This window comes from Treponema sp. Marseille-Q3903, assembly GCF_014334335.1.
GTDB lineage: Bacteria > Spirochaetota > Spirochaetia > Treponematales > Treponemataceae > Treponema_D.
Genome location: NZ_JACSEU010000001.1, coordinates 1,620,970 through 1,640,897 on the forward strand (window position 1 = coordinate 1,620,970; position 19,928 = coordinate 1,640,897).

16 protein-coding genes are annotated in these 19,928 nt (G+C 38.7%); 13 read left to right on the forward strand and 3 right to left on the reverse strand.

What is annotated here, in order from left to right:
- Positions 1-53 precede the first annotated feature (53 nt).
- From H9I37_RS07365 to H9I37_RS07400, 8 genes are all read left to right on the forward strand, one after another.
- Complete coding sequence (locus tag H9I37_RS07365) at positions 54-1,652, forward strand: xylulokinase (protein WP_187381801.1); 1,599 nt, start codon at positions 54-56, stop codon at positions 1,650-1,652.
- A 124-nt stretch (positions 1,653-1,776) separates the two neighbouring features.
- Positions 1,777-2,505, forward strand: coding sequence for an L-ribulose-5-phosphate 4-epimerase AraD (araD, locus tag H9I37_RS07370; RefSeq protein ID WP_187381802.1), 729 nt, complete (start codon positions 1,777-1,779; stop codon positions 2,503-2,505).
- Positions 2,506-2,640: 135 nt separating this feature from the next.
- Complete coding sequence (locus H9I37_RS07375; RefSeq protein WP_187381803.1) at positions 2,641-3,492, forward strand: NgoPII family restriction endonuclease; 852 nt, start codon at positions 2,641-2,643, stop codon at positions 3,490-3,492.
- Position 3,493: 1 nt separating this feature from the next.
- On the forward strand, positions 3,494-4,537 hold the full coding sequence (locus tag H9I37_RS07380) for a DNA cytosine methyltransferase (protein ID WP_187381804.1): 1,044 nt from the start codon (positions 3,494-3,496) through the stop codon (positions 4,535-4,537).
- 33 nt (positions 4,538-4,570) lie between these two features.
- The gene (gene recO / locus H9I37_RS07385) at positions 4,571-5,347 is read left to right on the forward strand and encodes a DNA repair protein RecO (RefSeq protein ID WP_187381805.1); all 777 of its coding nucleotides are present in this window, start codon (positions 4,571-4,573) and stop codon (positions 5,345-5,347) included.
- Positions 5,344-6,696 (forward strand): thymidine phosphorylase, encoded by a 1,353-nt coding sequence (locus tag H9I37_RS07390; RefSeq protein WP_187381806.1) that lies wholly within the window; start codon positions 5,344-5,346, stop codon positions 6,694-6,696. Before recO ends, H9I37_RS07390 begins: the two co-directional genes overlap by 4 nt.
- Before the next feature lie 46 nt (positions 6,697-6,742).
- The gene (gene recJ / locus H9I37_RS07395) at positions 6,743-8,899 is read left to right on the forward strand and encodes a single-stranded-DNA-specific exonuclease RecJ (RefSeq protein ID WP_187381807.1); all 2,157 of its coding nucleotides are present in this window, start codon (positions 6,743-6,745) and stop codon (positions 8,897-8,899) included.
- 70 nt (positions 8,900-8,969) lie between these two features.
- Complete coding sequence (locus H9I37_RS07400; protein WP_187381808.1) at positions 8,970-9,953, forward strand: M23 family metallopeptidase; 984 nt, start codon at positions 8,970-8,972, stop codon at positions 9,951-9,953.
- Here the strand turns inward: H9I37_RS07400 and H9I37_RS07405 are convergent.
- The 3 genes from H9I37_RS07405 to H9I37_RS07415 are packed head-to-tail and all read right to left on the reverse strand — an operon-like array spanning position 9,932 to position 13,893.
- Positions 9,932-12,010, reverse strand: coding sequence for a hypothetical protein (locus tag H9I37_RS07405; protein WP_222864191.1), 2,079 nt, complete (start codon positions 12,008-12,010; stop codon positions 9,932-9,934). The two genes, H9I37_RS07400 and H9I37_RS07405, sit on opposite strands and share 22 nt — an antisense overlap.
- Entirely contained in the window at positions 12,010-12,690 is a 681-nt protein-coding gene (locus H9I37_RS07410; protein WP_187381809.1) for a tetratricopeptide repeat protein, read from the reverse strand. The genes H9I37_RS07405 and H9I37_RS07410 overlap by 1 nt, the downstream gene beginning before the upstream one ends.
- Positions 12,691-12,714: 24 nt before the next feature.
- The gene (locus H9I37_RS07415; protein WP_187381810.1) at positions 12,715-13,893 is read right to left on the reverse strand and encodes a galactokinase; all 1,179 of its coding nucleotides are present in this window, start codon (positions 13,891-13,893) and stop codon (positions 12,715-12,717) included.
- Between the two features lie 74 nt (positions 13,894-13,967).
- Here H9I37_RS07415 and lnt point away from each other — a divergent pair, with 74 nt between their 5' ends.
- The 5 genes from lnt (at position 13,968) to H9I37_RS07440 (ending at position 19,913) form a co-directional block, all read left to right on the forward strand.
- Positions 13,968-15,779 carry an apolipoprotein N-acyltransferase gene (lnt, locus tag H9I37_RS07420; protein ID WP_187381811.1) on the forward strand — a complete coding sequence of 604 codons (1,812 nt, stop codon included), beginning with the start codon at positions 13,968-13,970 and terminating at the stop codon, positions 15,777-15,779.
- A 126-nt stretch (positions 15,780-15,905) separates the two neighbouring features.
- Positions 15,906-16,379, forward strand: coding sequence for a transcriptional regulator NrdR (gene nrdR / locus H9I37_RS07425; RefSeq protein ID WP_187381812.1), 474 nt, complete (start codon positions 15,906-15,908; stop codon positions 16,377-16,379).
- The gene (locus H9I37_RS07430; RefSeq protein WP_187381813.1) at positions 16,372-18,489 is read left to right on the forward strand and encodes a ribonucleoside triphosphate reductase; all 2,118 of its coding nucleotides are present in this window, start codon (positions 16,372-16,374) and stop codon (positions 18,487-18,489) included. The genes nrdR and H9I37_RS07430 overlap by 8 nt, the downstream gene beginning before the upstream one ends.
- A gap of 136 nt (positions 18,490-18,625) precedes the next feature.
- Positions 18,626-19,162 carry an anaerobic ribonucleoside-triphosphate reductase gene (gene nrdD, locus H9I37_RS07435; RefSeq protein WP_187381814.1) on the forward strand — a complete coding sequence of 179 codons (537 nt, stop codon included), beginning with the start codon at positions 18,626-18,628 and terminating at the stop codon, positions 19,160-19,162.
- 1 nt (position 19,163) lies between these two features.
- Positions 19,164-19,913, forward strand: coding sequence for a radical SAM protein (locus H9I37_RS07440; protein WP_187381815.1), 750 nt, complete (start codon positions 19,164-19,166; stop codon positions 19,911-19,913).
- Positions 19,914-19,928: the final 15 nt, after the last annotated feature.

Sequence of the window (19,928 nt, forward strand, 5' to 3'; positions counted from 1 at the left end):
TAATATTTTGAATATGTTTTAGTAAAATGATTTGAAAATCTAAGGGAAATGCCATGGAAAATAAGAGTTTAATTGAAAGTGGAAATGCTGTATTGGGAATTGAGTTCGGTTCAACACGTATCAAGGCTGTACTTATCAATGAAAAATATGAACCGATTGCAAACGGCTCTTACACGTGGGAAAACACTCTCGAAAACGGAATCTGGACTTACCCGCTCTCTCAGATTGAACAAGGTTTGCAGTCTTGTTACGCAGCTCTTAAAGCCGACGTTCAAAAAAAATTTGGCATAAAACTTACAAAATTCCGCTGCGGAGGAATAAGTGCCATGATGCACGGGTATCTGGCATTTGATGAACATGAAAACCTTCTTGTTCCTTTCAGAACATGGCGAAACACAATCACAGGCGAAGCGTCAAAAAAGCTTTCAGATTTATTTAATTTTCCTGTTCCCGAGCGATGGTCGATTTCACATTTTTATCAGGCAATTTTGAACAAAGAAAATCACGTTTCTAAAATCGCAAACATTTATACGCTTTCTGCATATATTCATTATAAGTTGACCGGAGAAAAAGTCATAGGAGCGGGAGATGCAAGCGGTATGTTCCCAATTCTCTGCAAAGACGGAAAAGCCGTTTACAATCCCGAAATGACAGCAAAATACGAAATGATTCCTGAAGTAAAATCATTTGGTTTTAAAATTGAAAAAATATTTCCTAAAGTGCTGATATCAGGAGAAAAGGCAGGAACGCTTACAAAAAACGGTGCAAAATTTCTAGATCCGACTGGGGAGCTTACAGACGGAATTCCATTTTGTCCGCCAGAAGGAGATGCGGGGACAGGGATGGTCGCTACTAACAGCGTTGCAGATGGCACCGGAAATATTTCTGCCGGAACTTCAATATTCAGCATGATAGTTTTGGAAAAACCACTAAAAAATGTTTATCCCGGCATCATAGATATTGTTACAACGCCAGATGGAAAACACGTTGCAATGGTTCACGCAAACAACTGTACAGGCGAACACAACTACTGGATAAATCTTTTTAAAGAAGCTGCAGATACGCTTGGAATCGGAGACGGAGTTGGAACAGGAGAATATTTTGATAAACTGATTATGAAATCTCTGGATGCTGACAAAGATTGCGGCGGACTGCTCGCATATAACTATTTGAGCGGAGAATCTATCACAAATTTTAATTCAGGGCGTCCGCTTTTTGTGCGTTCGGAAAATGCTAAGTTTACAATTGCAAACTTTATGAGAGTTCAGATGTTTACATCTTTGGGGGCATTGAGGGTAGGTATGAACATCCTCTATGATACCGAAAAAGTGACAGTAAAAAGCATGACAGGAACAGGCGGTTATTTTAAGACTGAAGCCGGACTCAAGTACATGGCTGCGGCAATGAAAACAAACGTCAGCGCTATGGAAACTGCAGGCGAAGGAGGTCCGTGGGGAATTGCGCTTCTTGCATCATTTTGCCCGGGTTGCAATGGCAAAAACCTTACCGACTTCCTTGAAAAAGATGTATTTTCTTCATGCAAAAAAACTACATCAGTTCCCGAAAAAGATTTGGAAGAATCATTCAATATTTTCTTTGAGCGCTACATGAAAGGTCTTGAAATAGAAAGAGCAGCAATTGAAAATCTATAATTTAAATTTATAAGCGATGTGGAACGCTGTTAAAAACAATGCCATTTTGGTCGTTGAAACAGCGCTTCCGATACTGTGTCCGGCACTGCGGCTGAGAGATTTTTGTGAGAAAGGAGAAAAACAGATGACATACGAAACATTGCGTTTAGAGGCTTACGAAGCAAATATGAAAATTCAAGAAAATCATCTTGCACTTTACACATGGGGAAACGTTTCTGCATTTGATAAGCAAAAAGGAGTTTTTGCAATCAAGCCATCCGGAGTGCCTTATCCGGAACTTACACCAGAATCAATTGTCATAATCGACTTAAACGGCAAAAAAGTCGACGGAAGCATGAACCCATCTTCAGATACTCCGACTCATGCGGTTTTGTACCGGGAATTTGCTGTAAAACAAGGTGCTGATATCGGAGGAATAATACACACTCACTCAACTTGTGCCGTAAGCTGGGCGCAGGCTGTAAAATCGGTTCCTCTTTTTGGAACAACACACGCTGACCATATTCAAAAAGCGATTCCATGCACACCATACCTTTCAAAAGAGGCTGTTGAACGCGATTATGAAAAGGAAACAGGACTTCTAATTGTAAAACACTTTGAGGAGCTTAAGTTGAATCCAAATGAAATCAACATGGTTTTGTGCGGCGGTCACGGACCTTTTGCATGGGGGAAAACTGCAGAAAAAGCTGTTTACAACGGAACAGTTCTCGAAGAAATCTGTAAGATGGCGATAAACACGCTTTCAATAAATCCAAACGCTACTCCACTCCCCGACTACATCGTAAATAAACATTACATGCGTAAACACGGCCCGAACGCATATTACGGTCAGAAAAAATCAGGCTCACGCTGATTTCATAGATTACGCAGAGCTTACTTATTGATATTGATAGACAATCGGTTATAATGAAAAATGTTCAGCAGAGAGAATTGCTTTTTTCAGAAAAATTATATTATAGATTATTAAAAAAGTAATTGAGGGGTTTGTATGAATAATATTATTTCAGCAATTATAAATTTGGTAGAAAACCCTAAAATAGAATTAATTAGAAAAGGCAGCAGCCATAATCGTGCAAATAATATGGGCGAAGCCTTGGAAGAGTACATTAAAGACTTATTTGCAAATACAGTAGATATAGAAGATGAACAGGTAAGAAATGCTGCAATTTCAACAACCTTCTCTTACTTGGGTAATCAAAATAATCCGCCCGACAGTATGCTTCATGGTGGAGATGCTATTGAGGTAAAGAAAATCGAAAGTAAAAACTCTGCCTTGGCTTTAAATAGTAGTTATCCAAAAGCAAAACTATTTGCCGTTAGTCCGATGATAAAAAAAGAGTGTCGAGAATGCGAAAATTGGACTGTAAAAGATATGATTTATGCAGTTGGAGTAGTAAATGACAACAATCTTGAATCTTTGGCGTTTGTTTACGGGGAAGATTATTGCGCCAACAAAGAAACTTATGAAAATGTAAAAAATACAATAAAAACAGGTGTGGAAGCTATTCCCAATGTAGAATTTGCTGAAAGTAAAGAATTAGGGCATGTAAATCGCGTAGACCCTCTTGGAATCACATACTTAAGAATCCGTGGTATGTGGGGAATTGAAAATCCATTCACTGTATTTAAATATGTATATTCTAGGAATCCCCAAAATAAATTCAATTTCATGTGTATAATAAACACAGATAAATTCAATTCTTTTGAGAACACTCCAGATTTATATGCTCTAATGAAGGAAAATAAAAAGTTTGAAATTCAAGATATTCATATAAAAAATCCAAATAATCCTGCTCAACTTAAAGAAGCTAAACTCATCACTTTTGAAATCGAGGCATAGTATGAAAGTAATTAGTCTTTTTAGTGGTTGCGGTGGTCTTGATTTAGGTTTTGAAAAAGCTGGTTTTGAAATTCCGATTGCAAATGAATTTGATGAAACTATTTGGGAAACTTTTAGAGCAAACCATCCCAAAACAAAACTGATAGAAGGCGACATAAGAAATATAAAAGAATCGGATTTTCCTGATGAAATTGATGGAATTATCGGAGGACCGCCTTGTCAGTCTTGGTCAGAAGCCGGTGCTTTGCGTGGAATAAATGATGCCCGTGGAAAATTATTTTATGAATACATACGAATTCTCAAAGATAAAAAGCCTAAATTTTTTCTAGCGGAAAATGTAAGTGGAATGCTTGCAAACAGGCACGCAGAAGCTGTACAGAATATTTTGAAAATGTTCAAAGAATGTGGTTACAATGTTTCGCTTACTTTGGTAAATGCAAAAGATTATGGCGTTGCTCAGGAAAGAAAAAGGGTTTTCTACATTGGTTTTCGGGACGATCTAAATATCAATTTTACTTTCCCGAGAGGCTCGACAGAAAAAGATGAAAATAAAATTACTCTAAAAGATATAATTTGGGATCTAAAAGATACAGCTGTGCCGACTTTAGCTCGCAATAAGCATAATCCCGAAGCAGTAAATAATAATGAATATTTTACAGGTACCTACTCACCTATTTTTATGAGTCGTAACCGTGTAAAACAATGGAACGAACAAGCCTTTACTGTACAAGCTTCCGGTCGTCAATGCCAACTTCATCCACAAGCACCAAAAATGGAAAAAGTAGGCTTAAATAAATGTCAATTTGTTCTGGGAAAAGAAAACTTGTATCGGAGAATGACTGTAAGAGAAGTCGCTAGAATTCAAGGTTTCCCGGATAGTTTTAAATTTGTTTACACGGATACAGATAATGCATATAAGATGATAGGGAATGCTGTTCCCGTAAATTTGGCTTATGAAATTGCTTGTGGGATAAAACTCGCTTTAGAGAATCAAATGCAAGATTTTTCGGTAACAGCAGATAAACAAAGTTTGTTTGCGGTATAAGCCACTTTTCCCAATTATCCACGTGATTCGCTTATGACTCGATCAAATCAAACGCCTGCATTGATACTTTCTCTAAGACCGCTTGGTGAAAACAATACTTCGGTAACGTTTATTACTCCGAATGACGGGGTGCGCTATGCAACGCTTTACGGCGGTCCTAAAAGCAAATTGCGCTCTCTTGTAGCACAGTGGAACAGCGGAATAATTTGGCTTTACAACACGCCTGAAAAAAATCAGACAAAGATAACAGACTTCGAGGTTCAAAACTATCACGACTCGTTTGGCAAAAATATTTTTAAAATGTATGCGGCATCTTTAGCTTCAGAGCTTGCGATAAAGACACGCTGCGCAGGCAGTAACGAACAGTGTTTTAAGATTTTAAACGGATTTTTAGATGGAATGGAACTCTGCAACGAAGAGCAAAGCCGAATGGGGTTGCTCAGGTTTTTATGGAGATACCTTGAACTGCTTGGAATCCAGCCTCCAATTCACGCATGCAGCGAGTGCGGCAAAACTTTTCTCGATTCTAAATTTGCACCATATTCGGTTTCATATTATAATAGTATGGAAAACAGTTTTATATGTCATGATTGCAGTTCAATTGCTGCTGAAAATCCGGCTGTAATTCCAATAAGCACCGAAGCTGTAAAATACCTCTCTGCGGTTACAGTACTTACTCCTTCAGAGTCTAGACGGCTACCGCTTGATAAAACTTGTTATGAACAGATAAAACAAATCGTATTTTTTTTAATCGAGAACAGCATCGATCAAAAGCTGAATTCTATTGAAACCGGGATGGGAATACTATGAGAGCCACAGATATAATCATCAAAAAACGAGGGACTTTTGTTACAGACAAAGATGGAAATCGTAAACTAGTCGGGGCACAGCCGAATACAAAAGAAGAAATCAAATTTATGATAAAAGGCTGCACAGACGGCTCAATCCCAGATTATCAGATTTCGGCATGGCTCATGGCGATTTTCTTCAACGGAATGACTTTTGAAGAGACAGGATATTTAACAGACGAAATGCTTCATTCAGGCGACGTCCTGAACTTTCATGAAAACGGAGCTAACAAAGACATCATTTATGTAGACAAACATTCAACTGGCGGTGTTGGAGATAAAATATCTCTTCCACTTGCTGCAATCGTCGCCGCGTGCAGACTTCACGATCCGATGATGAGCGGTCGGGCGCTCGGTCACACGGGAGGAACTTTAGATAAACTCGACTCAATCGAGGGTTTTAGAACGGCTTTGCCATCAGAAACATTTATCAAGATGGTAAACGAGATCGGTTACTCGATGATTGGACAGACCGAAAAAATTGCTCCGGCAGATAAAAAATTATATGCGCTTCGTGACGTCACCGGCACTGTTGAATCAGTTCCTCTGATCACTGCGAGCATCCTTTCAAAAAAAATTGCAGAAGGTTCAGACGGACTTGTCTTCGACGTAAAATATGGAAACGGTGCTTTTATGAAATCTACATCGGACGCCGAAATTCTTGCATCATTTCTTGTCAACACTTCTAAAGCGATGGGCAAAAAAGCTTCAGCGTTGATAACAAACATGAACACACCTCTTGGAAATAAAATCGGCAATTTTTTAGAGATTGAAGAAACAATAGAATGCCTAGAAGGAAAAGGCCCTGAAGATGTGATGACTTTGACTTATGCTCTTGGTGCTGAAATGCTTGTCATGGCAGGACTTGCCCCAGATACAGACAAAGCGGTTGCGATGTGCAAAGATGCAGTGCAATCAGGAAATGCACTAAAAAAATTCCTTGAAAACACAGCCGCTCAAGGTGGGGACACAAAAAAACTCTTAGATGAAGTTGGAAAACGCCGCTCACAATTTAAGACAGAACTCTACGCATCAAAAGATGGATACATCTCAATTGAAGCGTTCAAATGCGGAATGGCTGGAGTAATACTTGGAGTTGGCAGAAGCAAAACAACAGATCCTGTTTGTGCCGATGCCGGAATTATTCTAAATGCCCGGACAGGTGACTTTGTTCACTCGGGTGACTTGATTATGGAAATATTTGGAAAAAATACAGAATGTCTTGAACCTGCAAAACAGCTGCTGGAATCAGCTGTAACATACACAGACTCAAAACCTGAAAGTAATCCACTGATTTTCAAAAAAATTTAAATATCACAAGACAAAAACTTCATTGTGATGAAAAACGGACAAACACTTGAACGACAAAAAATGGATTAAAAAAGCTGTTTCAAAGCAACAAATTGATTTTCTTTGCAGCAGATTCAACATATCACAATTGCTGGCGTCTATCTTAGTTCGCCGCAACAAAACTGAAGGAAATCAGATTCTTTATTATCTGGAAAATGATTTAAGATTTCAGCACAGCCCATTCTGCTTCAGTTCTATGGAAGATGCAGTTGAGCGTATTCTTCAGGCAAAAGAAGAAGGCGAAAAAGTTCTGATTTTTGGTGACAGCGACGTCGATGGAGTTACGAGCACAGCTATACTCTACGATTATCTTTCAAAACTCGGAATTGACGTACAGTGGCGGCTTCCTTCTGCAGATGATGCGTACGGTCTTTCATTAGAAGCTGTAGACGATTTTGCAAAACAGGAAGGAACTCTCATAATCACTGTAGACTGCGGTATATCCAACTATATAGAGATAAACCATGCAAACGAACTCGGAATTGATGTGATTGTGACAGATCATCACAATCCGCCGGAACAACTGCCGTCTGCGATAGTCATCGTAGATCCTAAAACACAAGATTCAGGCTACCCTTTCCACGATATATCAGGCGCTGCGGTCGCATACAAATTAGTTTCCGCACTCCGTTTTGCTCAAACAGATTTTTACAATGCCGAAATATGCCTTTTAGAAGTCTCCGCTAATGAAAAAGAAAAATGCTTTGATGTAGACTGCATAAAAATTCGCAATCTTGTAAAAATCAAAGAACTTCATGAAAAGATTTTTTTAGGACAGACTTCTATTTACGACTTAAAACTTCCATATTTTTTGCAAGGTCAGCTGATTTACGTCTGGGATTCAAAAAAAACAATTTCGCTCCTTAAAGATATTTTTGGAAATGGAATTGAGTTCAATCTGTACGACCTTCGCGCAGAAGTTTCAAATGTGATTCCTTCACTTAAAAACAAGACAACAAAACAGCTTAAAAACCTTTCACAGATTGCAAAATACATTGCTGAAAGCAATTCTATCATCGAAAGCCTGTATAATCTTTACGTCACTTACTGCAAAAAAATCGTTTCTTCAAAAAACACAGATCAGTTGTCAGATGAAAAAAAAGATCTACAGCTTGTCGCTCTTGCTGCCCTTGCAGACATTATGCCTATGCAAGATGAAAACAGAATATTTGTTAGAAACGGCATCGAATCTATAAAAAAAGACCGTCCACGTCCGGGTCTTGCGGAACTTTTTAATGCCTTAAACATAATGCCTCCTCACATCACTTCGACAGACCTTTCATGGTCGGTGATTCCCGCTTTAAATGCGGCTGGGCGTCTTGGGCAGTCTGATTTAGCTCTAAAACTTTTGATATCTAAAGATGCAAAAGAGCGCGAAAACCTTGCCGCTACAATATGCAATCTAAATGAACAACGGAAAAATCTCGTAGCACAATCATTTTTCAAAATTCATGATTCGGCAAGAGAGAGCTTGAAATCTTACAGCAACAAATTGTGCGTTTCTGTAGACGATTCAATAAATAAAGGAGTGACCGGAATTGTAGCTGCACGGCTTATGGGTGAGTTTGGAGTTCCTTCCATCGTAATCACTTATTCGAATGACAACGACGTTTGCACGGGCTCAATGCGCAGTTGCCGCGGCCTTATTGCGACAAAATTTCTAGACAGCCTTGGTGATTTTTTTATAAATCACGGAGGTCACGATTTTGCGGCAGGGTTCAGCTTGCACAAAGACAAACTCGATTTATTCATGAAGAAATCGCAGGAACAGATACGCGCAATCATGCTTGAAGAAGAACAGGCAAACATCGAAGTCGATGCGGAAATCCCTCCGTCATTCCTTAACCCTGAAGTCTTTGACCTTATAGATATTTTTGAACCTTACGGTTCTGAAAATCGTGAACTTCTCCTTATAACAAAAGGAATTTTAGTAAGCGACGCAATGACAGTAGGAAAAAGAGAACCGCAGCATCTCAAATTGATGTTCGATACCGGAAAGTTTAAAATTCCTGCAATGTATTGGGGACAGGGCGAAAGACTCAGAAAAGATATATCAGTTGAAAAAAAATATGATATCATTTACAACATAAGTCGAAATTATTTTAACGGGATTGTGACAAATCAGATAATTATAAAAGACTTGACTGTATCGGAATCTAATTAACTTCCCTGTAAAAAAAATAAAAATTTAGCAGGGAATGTCGGGGAACGTACAAAAGTTTTTCGGAGTAAAAATGAAAAAAATTATATTTGTAACATTATGTATTTTTAAGTTCTGCCTTTTGTTTGCAGCAAATGCAAAATATCAATCGGAAGAATTCAACTTAAATGTCAATTATAACGACCAACTTGTTCCAGGTGACGCTGTTTTTGTCAGGATGGCGATTTCAACACCAAAATCACACAAAAGGTCAAAGTCAGATAACGAGCACAAGGCGAGCCTTCAACTTTTGAATGAAAAAAAAATCGTTGAACAGGCACCGTTTTATCAAATCGGAAAAACAAAAAAAGCTAATTATATAGAAATGTTGTGCGGAATCCCGCTTTCATGGTGGCTTAAAGATGACAACTACAGCTTAAAAATCACATTTCAGACTGTAGGAAAAGAAATAAAAGAATTTACACTGCCGGTGACATTTACTTTAAGACAGTTTCCAGAAGAGGTCATCTATCTTGATGCAAAGAATTCTGCAATTAAGACAAACTCATCTCCCGAACGCGCTGCTCAAATTGAAAAGTTAAACGCAATTCTTTTTACTACGATGCCGCAAGATATTTATTCTCTAAAAGCGTTCAAGGAACCTGGAGAAAACTTAAGATACACCGCAAATGCGGGCGATAGGAGAACATATTCTTACTCAAACGGGAAATCGTCTACAAGCATTCACTACGGGAATGACTACGGAATGCCTGTTGGAACTACAGTAAGGTCATGTGCCGAAGGGCGCATTGTTATGGCAGAAAACAGAATTTCAACAGGCTGGAGTATAGTCATCGAACATCTTCCAGGCCTTTACAGTCTTTACTACCATTTGAACGAAGTGAATGTAAAAGAAGGAGAAATGGTAAATCAGGGAGAAGCAATCGGAAAATCCGGGGCGACAGGGCTTGCCACAGGTCCTCATCTCCACTGGGAAGTTCGTTTGAATGGACAGGCAATAAGACCAGAATTTTTCTTAAATGATTTTACTTTCGATTATTTAAGCGGAGCAAAATAACCGGTTTCATCTCTACCGCTTCTGTTTAATAGATATACTTCAGACTCAAGCGGCAAATAATTTGTGCCAAAATTAGTCTGCAATGCTGATTTATAAGAAAGTTGATAGATTCCCTGAGGAAGTTCAATTATATCTTTTACTACATCTCCCAAACCTTGCGGTCTGAAAATGTAATATTCGTCTCCAAAAGTATTTTCAACAACATAAGAGAGTTCCTGATTAATTGCGCCTTGTGTCAATTTCACAACAGAAAATGCAATTGAATTGTTGCACATGTATGCTGTCAGCTCTGAAAGATTATATTTATCAAAAGTCAACGTGTTGTCTCCGCCTGAAGTGATCATGACGATTGCACGCTTTTTTGACGCATTTATCAAATCATTTGAGGCAAGACGGATCGCCAAGTCGGCAGAAACCTTTTTAGATTCAGGAGATTTTAGCGCTGAAATTTTAAAATCGCCGATATTATCGGGTTTACCAGAATATTCTGTAACCGGAACAGAGCTAGCTGAAACAACACGCAATACACCGCGGTTTTTCATTGAAGACGCAATTTCTTTAACTGCCGATTGAATTTCTTCTGTAAACAACGAAGATTCTGAAGAACGGTCAATTACAATTGTTATATCGGCTTCCGTATTGTTAGAAGCAGCTCCAAGCATCTTCATGTTGTTTACAGGACGATGATTTTCAGTCAAGAAAAAGTTTTCTTCCTGAAGCCCTACGACCGGCTGACGATGTCTGTTTTCTACACGAAGTTCAACAGTGACCTCAGGAAATTTAGAAGCATCTATCTGTTCAATCTGAACAAACAGACCGCCTACAAGTTCCTGCATTTTTGACATAACGTATACTTCATTAGAGGTAAAATCAGATACAATTACATTTCCGTTTACATCTCCGCTTGCAGAAGTAACTCGTGAAGGAGCATTTCCTGTGCGAACATATTCAAATAAAGCACCTGTCTCTGTATCTACAGAAACAACCTTGTTTGAATCACAAATGATGAGGCTTCCGTTCCAAAATCTAATTGCCTCCGGTTTTTTGAAAGTCTTGGGTTCTACTAAAGAGCGTATATAGTTTCCGGCTCTGTCAAACTGATATATTGAACCAGTATGATCGTCTGCCACAAAAACATCATCGTTGACTACTGCAATTCCTGTTGGTCCTTTTAAACCTTCAAAATCACCTTGCCGCCCACCAAAAAAGAAAATCGGTTCGCCATTTTTATCAAAAACGTCAACGCGGCGGTTTCCATAATCAGTTACATAAATTCTCTCGAGATAGTCTTGTGCAAGATATAGAGGTCCGACCATCTGACCGTTCCCCCTACCTTTTGAGCCAATATATTTTTCATATTGTCCTTTTTCATTTAGCAAAGAAAGTCTGTCACCTGCATTTTCGCTTACAAGGAGTTTCCCGTCGTGAAGTCTTATGATATCGCTTGGTCTATCAAAACCGTTTATCGGCCCCGTAATCCTATCTATGACTTTTCCGTTCTGATTTATCAGCAACAGTTGATTCGTATTGTAAGATGCAATCCACATCGTGCCATCATAATTCGGTTGAACAGAAACAGGTCCACTGAAAATCAAATTGCCTTTAAATTCGCCGGAAAAAGAGCCTGCTTCAGACAGTCGCATCAGTTTATCTTTTGAATCACCAGTGACACGTCTTTCCCTTACAATTTCAATTTTGTTTTCAAGCAGGATTCCACCGTATCCGTTACTGCTGACAGTTTTCCAATAAGATAAAGCGGAACCTTCGAGACCGGCTCTATAATATGATTTTCCTAGCCATTCTAAAATTAAATTATCATTCGGAAGATATGCAAGCGCTTTTTCAAACTGCATTATAGATTCGCTGAAAGCACCTTTGTAATAAGCCTGAACACCTCGTCTGAATTCTTCAGATGCTAAACCTTCGTTTCCATTGCGGATTCTGTCTTCCGGAACTCTCATTCCGGCATCGGCTGTCGTCTGCTGAGCAAAAGAAAAAATTACAGAAAAAACAACGGCAAGAACAGATGTTATGCATTTTTTTATATTTTTTTTCATCAGTGTTTTGCCTCAAGCATTACGGTTTTTATATGGTTTGCGATTTCGATGCTGTCTGTATCAATTTGTTCAGCCTGCTGAAGATACTGCAACGCATCATTGTACAATCCGAGTTTGTAATAAACCCAACCTAGAGAATCAAGGCATGCTGCCGATTTTGGTGCAACTTTTACAGCCTGTTTGCAAAGTGAAAGAGCTCGTGTCAAATCTTTTTCTTCACAAGCGAGGACATAACCAAGCCCATTCAAAGACGAAATATTGTCAGGATCTGTTTTAAGGGACTTTTCGTAATAGCTCAGGCACTTATCAGTGTCTTTTTGCTCCCATGCAACAAAAGCGATCGCAGCATAGACAGACGCAGTCATATAACCTGTTTCAAGAAGTTTATTCAACTCAAAGTCCGCAAGTCGTTTTCGCCCCGAAATTGCATAGATAACTGCCAACAGAAAACGGCACTGCAAAACTCTTTCAAGCTGCGCCCCAGATGTGACGACTTGTTCTAAAAACATAAGCGCATCATCATATTTTTCAAGTTTTGCATAACAAAGTCCAAGATAATAAGCGATTTCAACTTTATCAGCTTCAGAGTCAGATGGGAGACTTAAAAAAAAAGCCAAGGAATTTGCATAATCTTTCATTGAATACATTCTGATTCCCGGCTCTAAAATGTTGTTTTGCATTGTCATATTATACTCTTTATTTTATTAGCGGACAATACTAACTCCATCTGATGATTCAACTTGATAAACAGCAGGATGAAAACCAAAGATTTTTTCAAATTCAGATATTTTAGAATTAAAATTGTCGACATCACTTTCGCGTACAATCGCATAGAGGCATCGTCCAAAACCTTTTCCTGTAATCCTTCCGCAAGTGACAGGATTTCGAATAAAGTCAAGGTTTGGTTCAAGCTCATTTACACGCTTTAAAATCCAATCGATTTCAGGGCAGGAGATGTTGAACATATCCCGCATTGTTTCATGGCTGTGGTTTACAGAACGCGCAAACTTAAAAAAATCTCCTTTTTCTATGCCTTCTCTAGCTTCAAGGACATCGTGGTGCTCATATAAAACAGAAAGAAGTTTTCGGCGAACACCTTCGCTTACAACTGCGAGTTCTTCATTTATGTCTGTAACATCATCGATGTACTGCCAGCCACCGTATATATTCGACTTATGTTCACGGAGGTCACCGAGCAAAAGCGCATATTGCGGTTCGTGTAAAGATTCTTCGTCCCAAATGTTGATTCTTGGAACTTTCGTATCTACAAGAAAAACTTTTTTGTCTTCAAAGTTAAAAGGAATGTAATCCCATTTATTTTTAGAAAAATCTGTTATGATTAAACTGCCTTTTCTGGAAAAAAGAGCAGCAAAGTTATCAGAAATAAAATTGTTGACTTTGAGAAAACGTCTGTTGCCGCGTTCAATGACTTGAAGAAGTTCCATATCGGAACAGTTAAGATTGTAAAGATTTTTTATTGCAACAGCTGAAGCGGCTTTTATAGCAGTTGTTATACCAAAGCCGGCAGAAGGCAGTATTTCGCTGTAAACAGTGATGTTCATTCCGCCAATCGTAAAACCGCCTGATGTAAAACCGTAAGCGACAGCTTTTAATGCATTAGCCCATTTATCTTCTTTTTTTAATTTTAAAGATGTCAAACTTGATTTTTTTCTTTCATTAACTTGCTGAAAATAAAACTTTAATGATGAATCGTCACGTTTAGTAATTGCTATATATACAGGAAGATTGATTGCCATTGACATTGTCTTGTCCTTAAAGAAACAAGAATGCTCCCCGATAAGATGGAACCTTCCAGGCGCTTTAACTACAATTTCAGGCTTTTCTCCATATTCCAATTCATGCATATCATTTACTGCTTTCAATTGGATCCCCCCATTTTTCCCTTTTTTTACCTTGAACTTTTTCAAAGATAGTATATATTTTAAATAATAAACTAATGAACACGATTTTACAAGTTTTTTTTTATTCCATTTTCTCGAGCATAATTCTCTCCGCTGCAATTCCAAATGAAATCTCTTTATTTGGAAACCCGATATTGACGCTGATCGCCTTTGTTCCGCTGTATCTGGCATATACAAAAATTAAAACATATAGGCACGCATTTTTTCTTTTTTTCGTGCAGACTTTAATAACCCATCTTATTTCAAGTTTCTGGCTCGGATATTTCAAGGACTTTGCGATTTTTACGTTGGGGGCATCAGCGATTGGAACAGCATGCATCGGAGGCTTTACAGGATTTTTTTTATATCTGCCTTATTCAACTTCAAAATCGCATGATAAACTAAACAACAATTCATTTTATCAAAAAATCTTTGAAACTCCTGCTTTTAAGATAATTTATTTTAGTGCTGTCTATGTAGCATACGAATGGGTTAAATCTTCAGGATTTTTGGGATATCCATGGGGAACAGTTTCATCGGCACTTTTCAGATGGCATGTGATAACACAGCTCGCATCGATAACAGGAACTTACGGCATCACTTTTATTGTCGTAATGTTTAATGCAATTGCAGCTGAATATTTTATTTCATATTTTGAAAACGCAACTGCCTGCTACAAAAAAGGTATTCATATTACAGCAAAGCTTTATCTTGTTTTAATCGCATGCGTAATCGTTCACGGAGTATTTCAATATTATCTTCCGCGCCATCCTGTAAAAACGCTGAACACTGTTTTAGTACAGCAAAACAGCGACCCGTGGAAAACCCCGACAGACAACGAATCAATACGAGTTTCGGAAAAACTTTCAAATAACGGAATTGAAGAATTCGAACGGCAGAACAAAAAAGCAGAGCTTGTCGTGTGGAGCGAAGGCGTTTTAAAACATTCCTTTCCATCAGCATCATTTCATTACACAATAGCGCCGAGTGAAAGCCCTCTTAGAAATTTTATAGCCGATAAAGATGTCCCATTTTTGATTGGCGGTGTTTTCGCCCGCAAAAATGATCCCGAAAAAACAGGACTTCCTGAAACACAGTATTTTAATGCCGCAATCATGTTTGACAAAGACGGAGAATACCGCGGAACTTACAATAAAAATCACCTTGTACCGTTTGCAGAAGCACTGCCATTTATTGAGATTCCCGCAGTTCATGATTTTTTGAAAAAAACAATCGGCATTTCGGCAGGCTGGGCTCCTGGAGATCAGTACGTTTTCTTTGACGTTCCATGTTCGACAACAAAATATTACATGCTTCCTGCTGTAAAAAATATAGACTTAAACAAAAAAATCGAAGAACAGCAAATTGAAGAGATTGATAGACCGACTGTAAAAATCACTGCTCCTATTTGTTTTGACGATGCATTTACTGACATAATGAGGCCGCTTTTTTTAAATGGGGCAGAACTTTTTGTAAATATCACAGACGATTCATGGTCACTGATGAAGTCAAGTGAAATACAGCATTTTGTCGTTGCATCTTACCGCGCAATTGAATACCGCACAACTTTAGTCAGATGTGCAAATGCAGGCTATTCGGTTGTAGTCACTCCTGATGGAAAAGTTATAGACGATCTTCCTCTTTTTGAAGAAGTCTCAGGGACTTTTACAGTTCCTATTTATAAAAGGGTCATGACAACTTACGCAAGATTTGGAAACTGGTTTGCATATCTATGTGTCATTATTGTTCTTTTTCATGCCTTATACACATATCTTACATTTTCCGAATACGATTACATTAAATCGGAAAGAAAGTCAGGCAAAAAGTCAAAAAAACATCGTAAAAAAAATCAAAAAAAAGAGCACTAAAGATGTTTTAAAATAAATTCCGTTTTTTTTGAAAATTCCCTTGTTGAAACTATATTTAGTGGTATAGTATTTATCATACGTTATTAAACGCTAGAAAAAAGATAAAAAAAGGCGGAAAGTAAAAAAATGCGTTGTCCATATTGCGGCAAATTAGACGACAAAGTTCTGGAATCAAGGACGATGGTAAACGGAGAGAGTATCAGACGTCGTCGTGAATGCCTTTCGTGCGGTTATCGTTTTACAAGCTATGAAAGAATAGATGAGAAACCGTTCATGGTCATAAAACGCGACGGTCGCCGTCAGCCTTTTGACAGAATTAAACTCGAGAAGGGGATCGAACGTGCTCTCGAAAAACGCCCAGTCTCTACAAGTATGGTCGAACAGATTTCAAACGATATCGAAGACCTTGCAATAAAAAATGGTCGTGAAACTCGCGAAATTTCAACGACAGAACTCGGTGAACTTGTACTCGAAAAACTTTACGCTATCGACAAAGTCGCTTACATCCGTTTTGCATCGGTTTATCGCCATTTTGAAAATCTTGATGAATTTATTACAGAAGTAAAAAATATTGAACAGAGGGGAAAAAACAATGAGTGATCAGTCTATTTTTCCGGAATGGAGAAGTTTTCTGGGGAACAGTTCGGATTCGGAAACAAAAGGTTTTATAAAATCTGTTGTAAAAAGATCCGGAGAGATTGCAGACTATGACCGACTTAAAATTGAATCAGCAATTTGCAAAGCAATCGAGGCAGTAGAACATCAAAAAGATCCTGACAGAGCTAGCGCCTTAACAGATAAAGTTGAAGAAAAACTTCGCCTTCAGCTTGCCGGAAGCAGAGCGCATTCAATTCCTGCAATCGAAGAGATTCAGGATATAGTTGAAACAGTTCTCATCGAAGAAAAACAAGTAGCTGTTGCAAAAGCATACATCCTTTACCGCGCACGACACGAAGCTGTCCGAGATGCAAAAAATCTGATGATCGATATAAACAAAACTATGGACGGATATCTTGGTCAAAGCGACTGGCGTGTGAATGAAAATGCAAACGTAAATTTTTCACTCGGTGGGCTTATTCTTCATAACTCCGGCACTATCACTGCAAATTATTGGCTAAACAATATTTACTCAAAAGAAGTTGCTGAAGCACACAAAACAGCTGCTTTCCACATTCATGACCTTTCTATGTTCAGCGGCTACTGTGCAGGCTGGTCTCTTCGTCAGCTTATTGTAGAAGGACTCGGCGGAGTCCCTGATAAGATAACTTCAACGCCGGCTGCGCATCTTTCTACGCTTGTAAACCAAATTGTAAACTTTTTAGGAATAATGCAAAACGAATGGGCCGGAGCACAAGCATTCTCTTCATTTGATACATATTTGGCTCCTTTTATCCGTGCAGATAACCTGACAGAAAAACAAGTCAGACAGTGCATTCAAAGCTATATTTACGGTGTCAACACTCCAAGCAGATGGGGTTCTCAAGCACCATTTACAAATATCACTCTTGACTGGATTTGCCCCGACGATTTGAAAAATAAAAAAGCAATTGTAGGCGGCAAAGAACAGTCTTACACATACGGAGATTGTCAAAAAGAGATGGACATTTTAAACAAAGTGTTTATAGAGCTGATGATTGAAGGAGATGCAGAAGGGCGCGGATTTGCCTACCCTATTCCAACATACAACATCACGCGTGACTTTGACTGGACATCTGACAATGCAAAACTTCTTTTTACGATGACGGCTCAGTACGGAACACCGAACTTCCAGAATTTTGTGAACTCCGATTTGAATCCGAACGATGTGCGTTCGATGTGCTGCCGCCTCCAGTTGGACAAACGTGAACTTCGCCGCAGAGGCGGCGGACTGTTCGGTGCAGACGAATTTACAGGCTCTCTAGGCGTAGTTACGATAAACATGCCCCAAATTGGATATCTCGCTAAAAACGAAACGGAATTTTACCGCAGGCTAGATTATCTTATGGATTTGGCAAAAGAAAGCCTTTGTACAAAACGAAAAGTTATTCAAAAACTGTATGACGGTGGATTGTTCCCATATACGCGCAGATATCTAAAGACTCTTGTAAATCACTTCAACACGATAGGTCTGTGCGGCATGAACGAATGTTGTCTTAATTTTCTCGGTTCTGAAATCTCAACGCCAAAAGGTAAAGCTTTTGCAGAAAAAGTCCTTCAGCACATGCGTGAAAGGATGCAGGACTATCAGGAGCAGACAGGAGACCTTTTCAATCTTGAAGCAACCCCTGCAGAATCTACATCATATCGTCTTGCACGCCACGACAAACAGCAGTTCCCTGATATAATCACAAGCGGAAAAGAAGAGCCGTTTTACACAAACTCTTCTCAACTTCCTGTTGATTACACCGCAGATGTTTTTGAGGCGCTCGACCATCAGGAATCGCTACAGACTAAATACACAGGCGGAACGATGTTTCATGTATACATGGGTGAATCTCTCAAAGACTGGAAAAGCTGTGCAGAGCTTGTAAAAACTATTTCCGACAAGTACAGAATTCCTTTTTTCACAATTTCGCCGACATATTCAATTTGCCAGATTCACGGGTACATTGCGGGACAGCAGTTTGAATGTCCAAAATGTAAAATTGAAAAAGAAAAGGCGTTGAAAGAAAAACTCAAAGTTCTTGAAGCCGAAAAAGAAAAAATTCTTGCGGAACAAGCAAAAATGTAATCAACGGAAAAACATCTCAATGTCATTAAAGATTTTGATGTCCGTTGCCGAAAATTCTAGTGTCATTCAGATTGACAATACAGTGCGTCTACTCTATATTTAGTGTAGGTATAAAAAAAAGGGAGGAAGTAAAAATATGGAAAAGAGAACTCTTGCGCAAGTTGAACAGGAAATCGCAGAGACAAAAGCTGCATTGAACGATGTGCACGGCACAGAGACAGAAGTTTACGCTCGCATCGTCGGATATTACCGTGCTGTAAAACATTGGAACAACGGTAAAAAAGATGAGTTTTACCAGAGAAAAATGTTTACGCTTGAAGATAGCAAAGCATATGATATCACAGAAGCAGACAAAGAATGTGCATGCAGCGCGCCTAAAAAATTGTCTAAACCGGGAAAAATACTTTCCGATATGGAAAACGTATCATACGAAATGTACACTCGAAAAACATGCCCTAATTGCCCTCAAGTAAAAGATTTTATGTCCCACGTTGATTTAAAAGGTCGCGATATAGACGTAGATACAAAAGAAGGGCTTTCAGAAGCTGCAAAAAAAGGTATTTTTGCTTCTCCAACTGTAATTTTTTACAATAAAGACGGGGTTGAAACAGCTCGTTGTCACAATGTCGAAGAACTTGAATTAGTATTCAACAAAGTAGCTGCAATCGCATAAGATGGCACAACTTTCATTAAACGAACCTGCTGGAGTTCTGGTAAAAACAACTTGCGTTGATTATCCGGGACGAGTAGCAGGTTCTTTTTTTCTACGTGGATGTAACCTTCTCTGTCCTTACTGCTATAACAGAGGCTTAGTTTTAAACGAAGAACCTCCGGAACAATTAAATACTGTTCAAGAGCTGTTTGATCACCTAAAAAAAAGACAAGGAATTCTTTCAGGGGTCGTAATAAGCGGCGGAGAACCACTAATAAATCATTACACACCGCTGATAATAAAAGAAGCAAAGCTGCTCGGCTATAAAGTAAAACTCGACACAAACGGAACTTTTCCCGATAAACTGCGCACATTTCTTGACGACAAAGAACTCCGTCCTGACTTTATAGCGCTCGACATAAAGACAAGCCCAAAAAGATACGCAACCACAATGTGCCCAAAATTTTCAAGTTATTATGGAAATGAAAATTATTTTGAAAAAGTATTGGAACAGTCTGCCGCTTTAGTTGCAAAACTTCCATCAGACTGTAGAGAATGGCGTACTGTTTTAGTCCCTTTTCTTGTCACTAAAGAAGATATAAAAAATATGGCAGAACTGCTTCCAAAAGATGCGAGCTGGCAGTTCACACAGTTCCAAAACGGCAACTGCATAGACTCGTCATACAATAACATATCGCCATACACAGATAGAGAGCTAAAAGAATTGGTAGATTACGCAAAAACGTTTATTCCAAACTCGGAATTACGGTGATATTCGACTATCAAT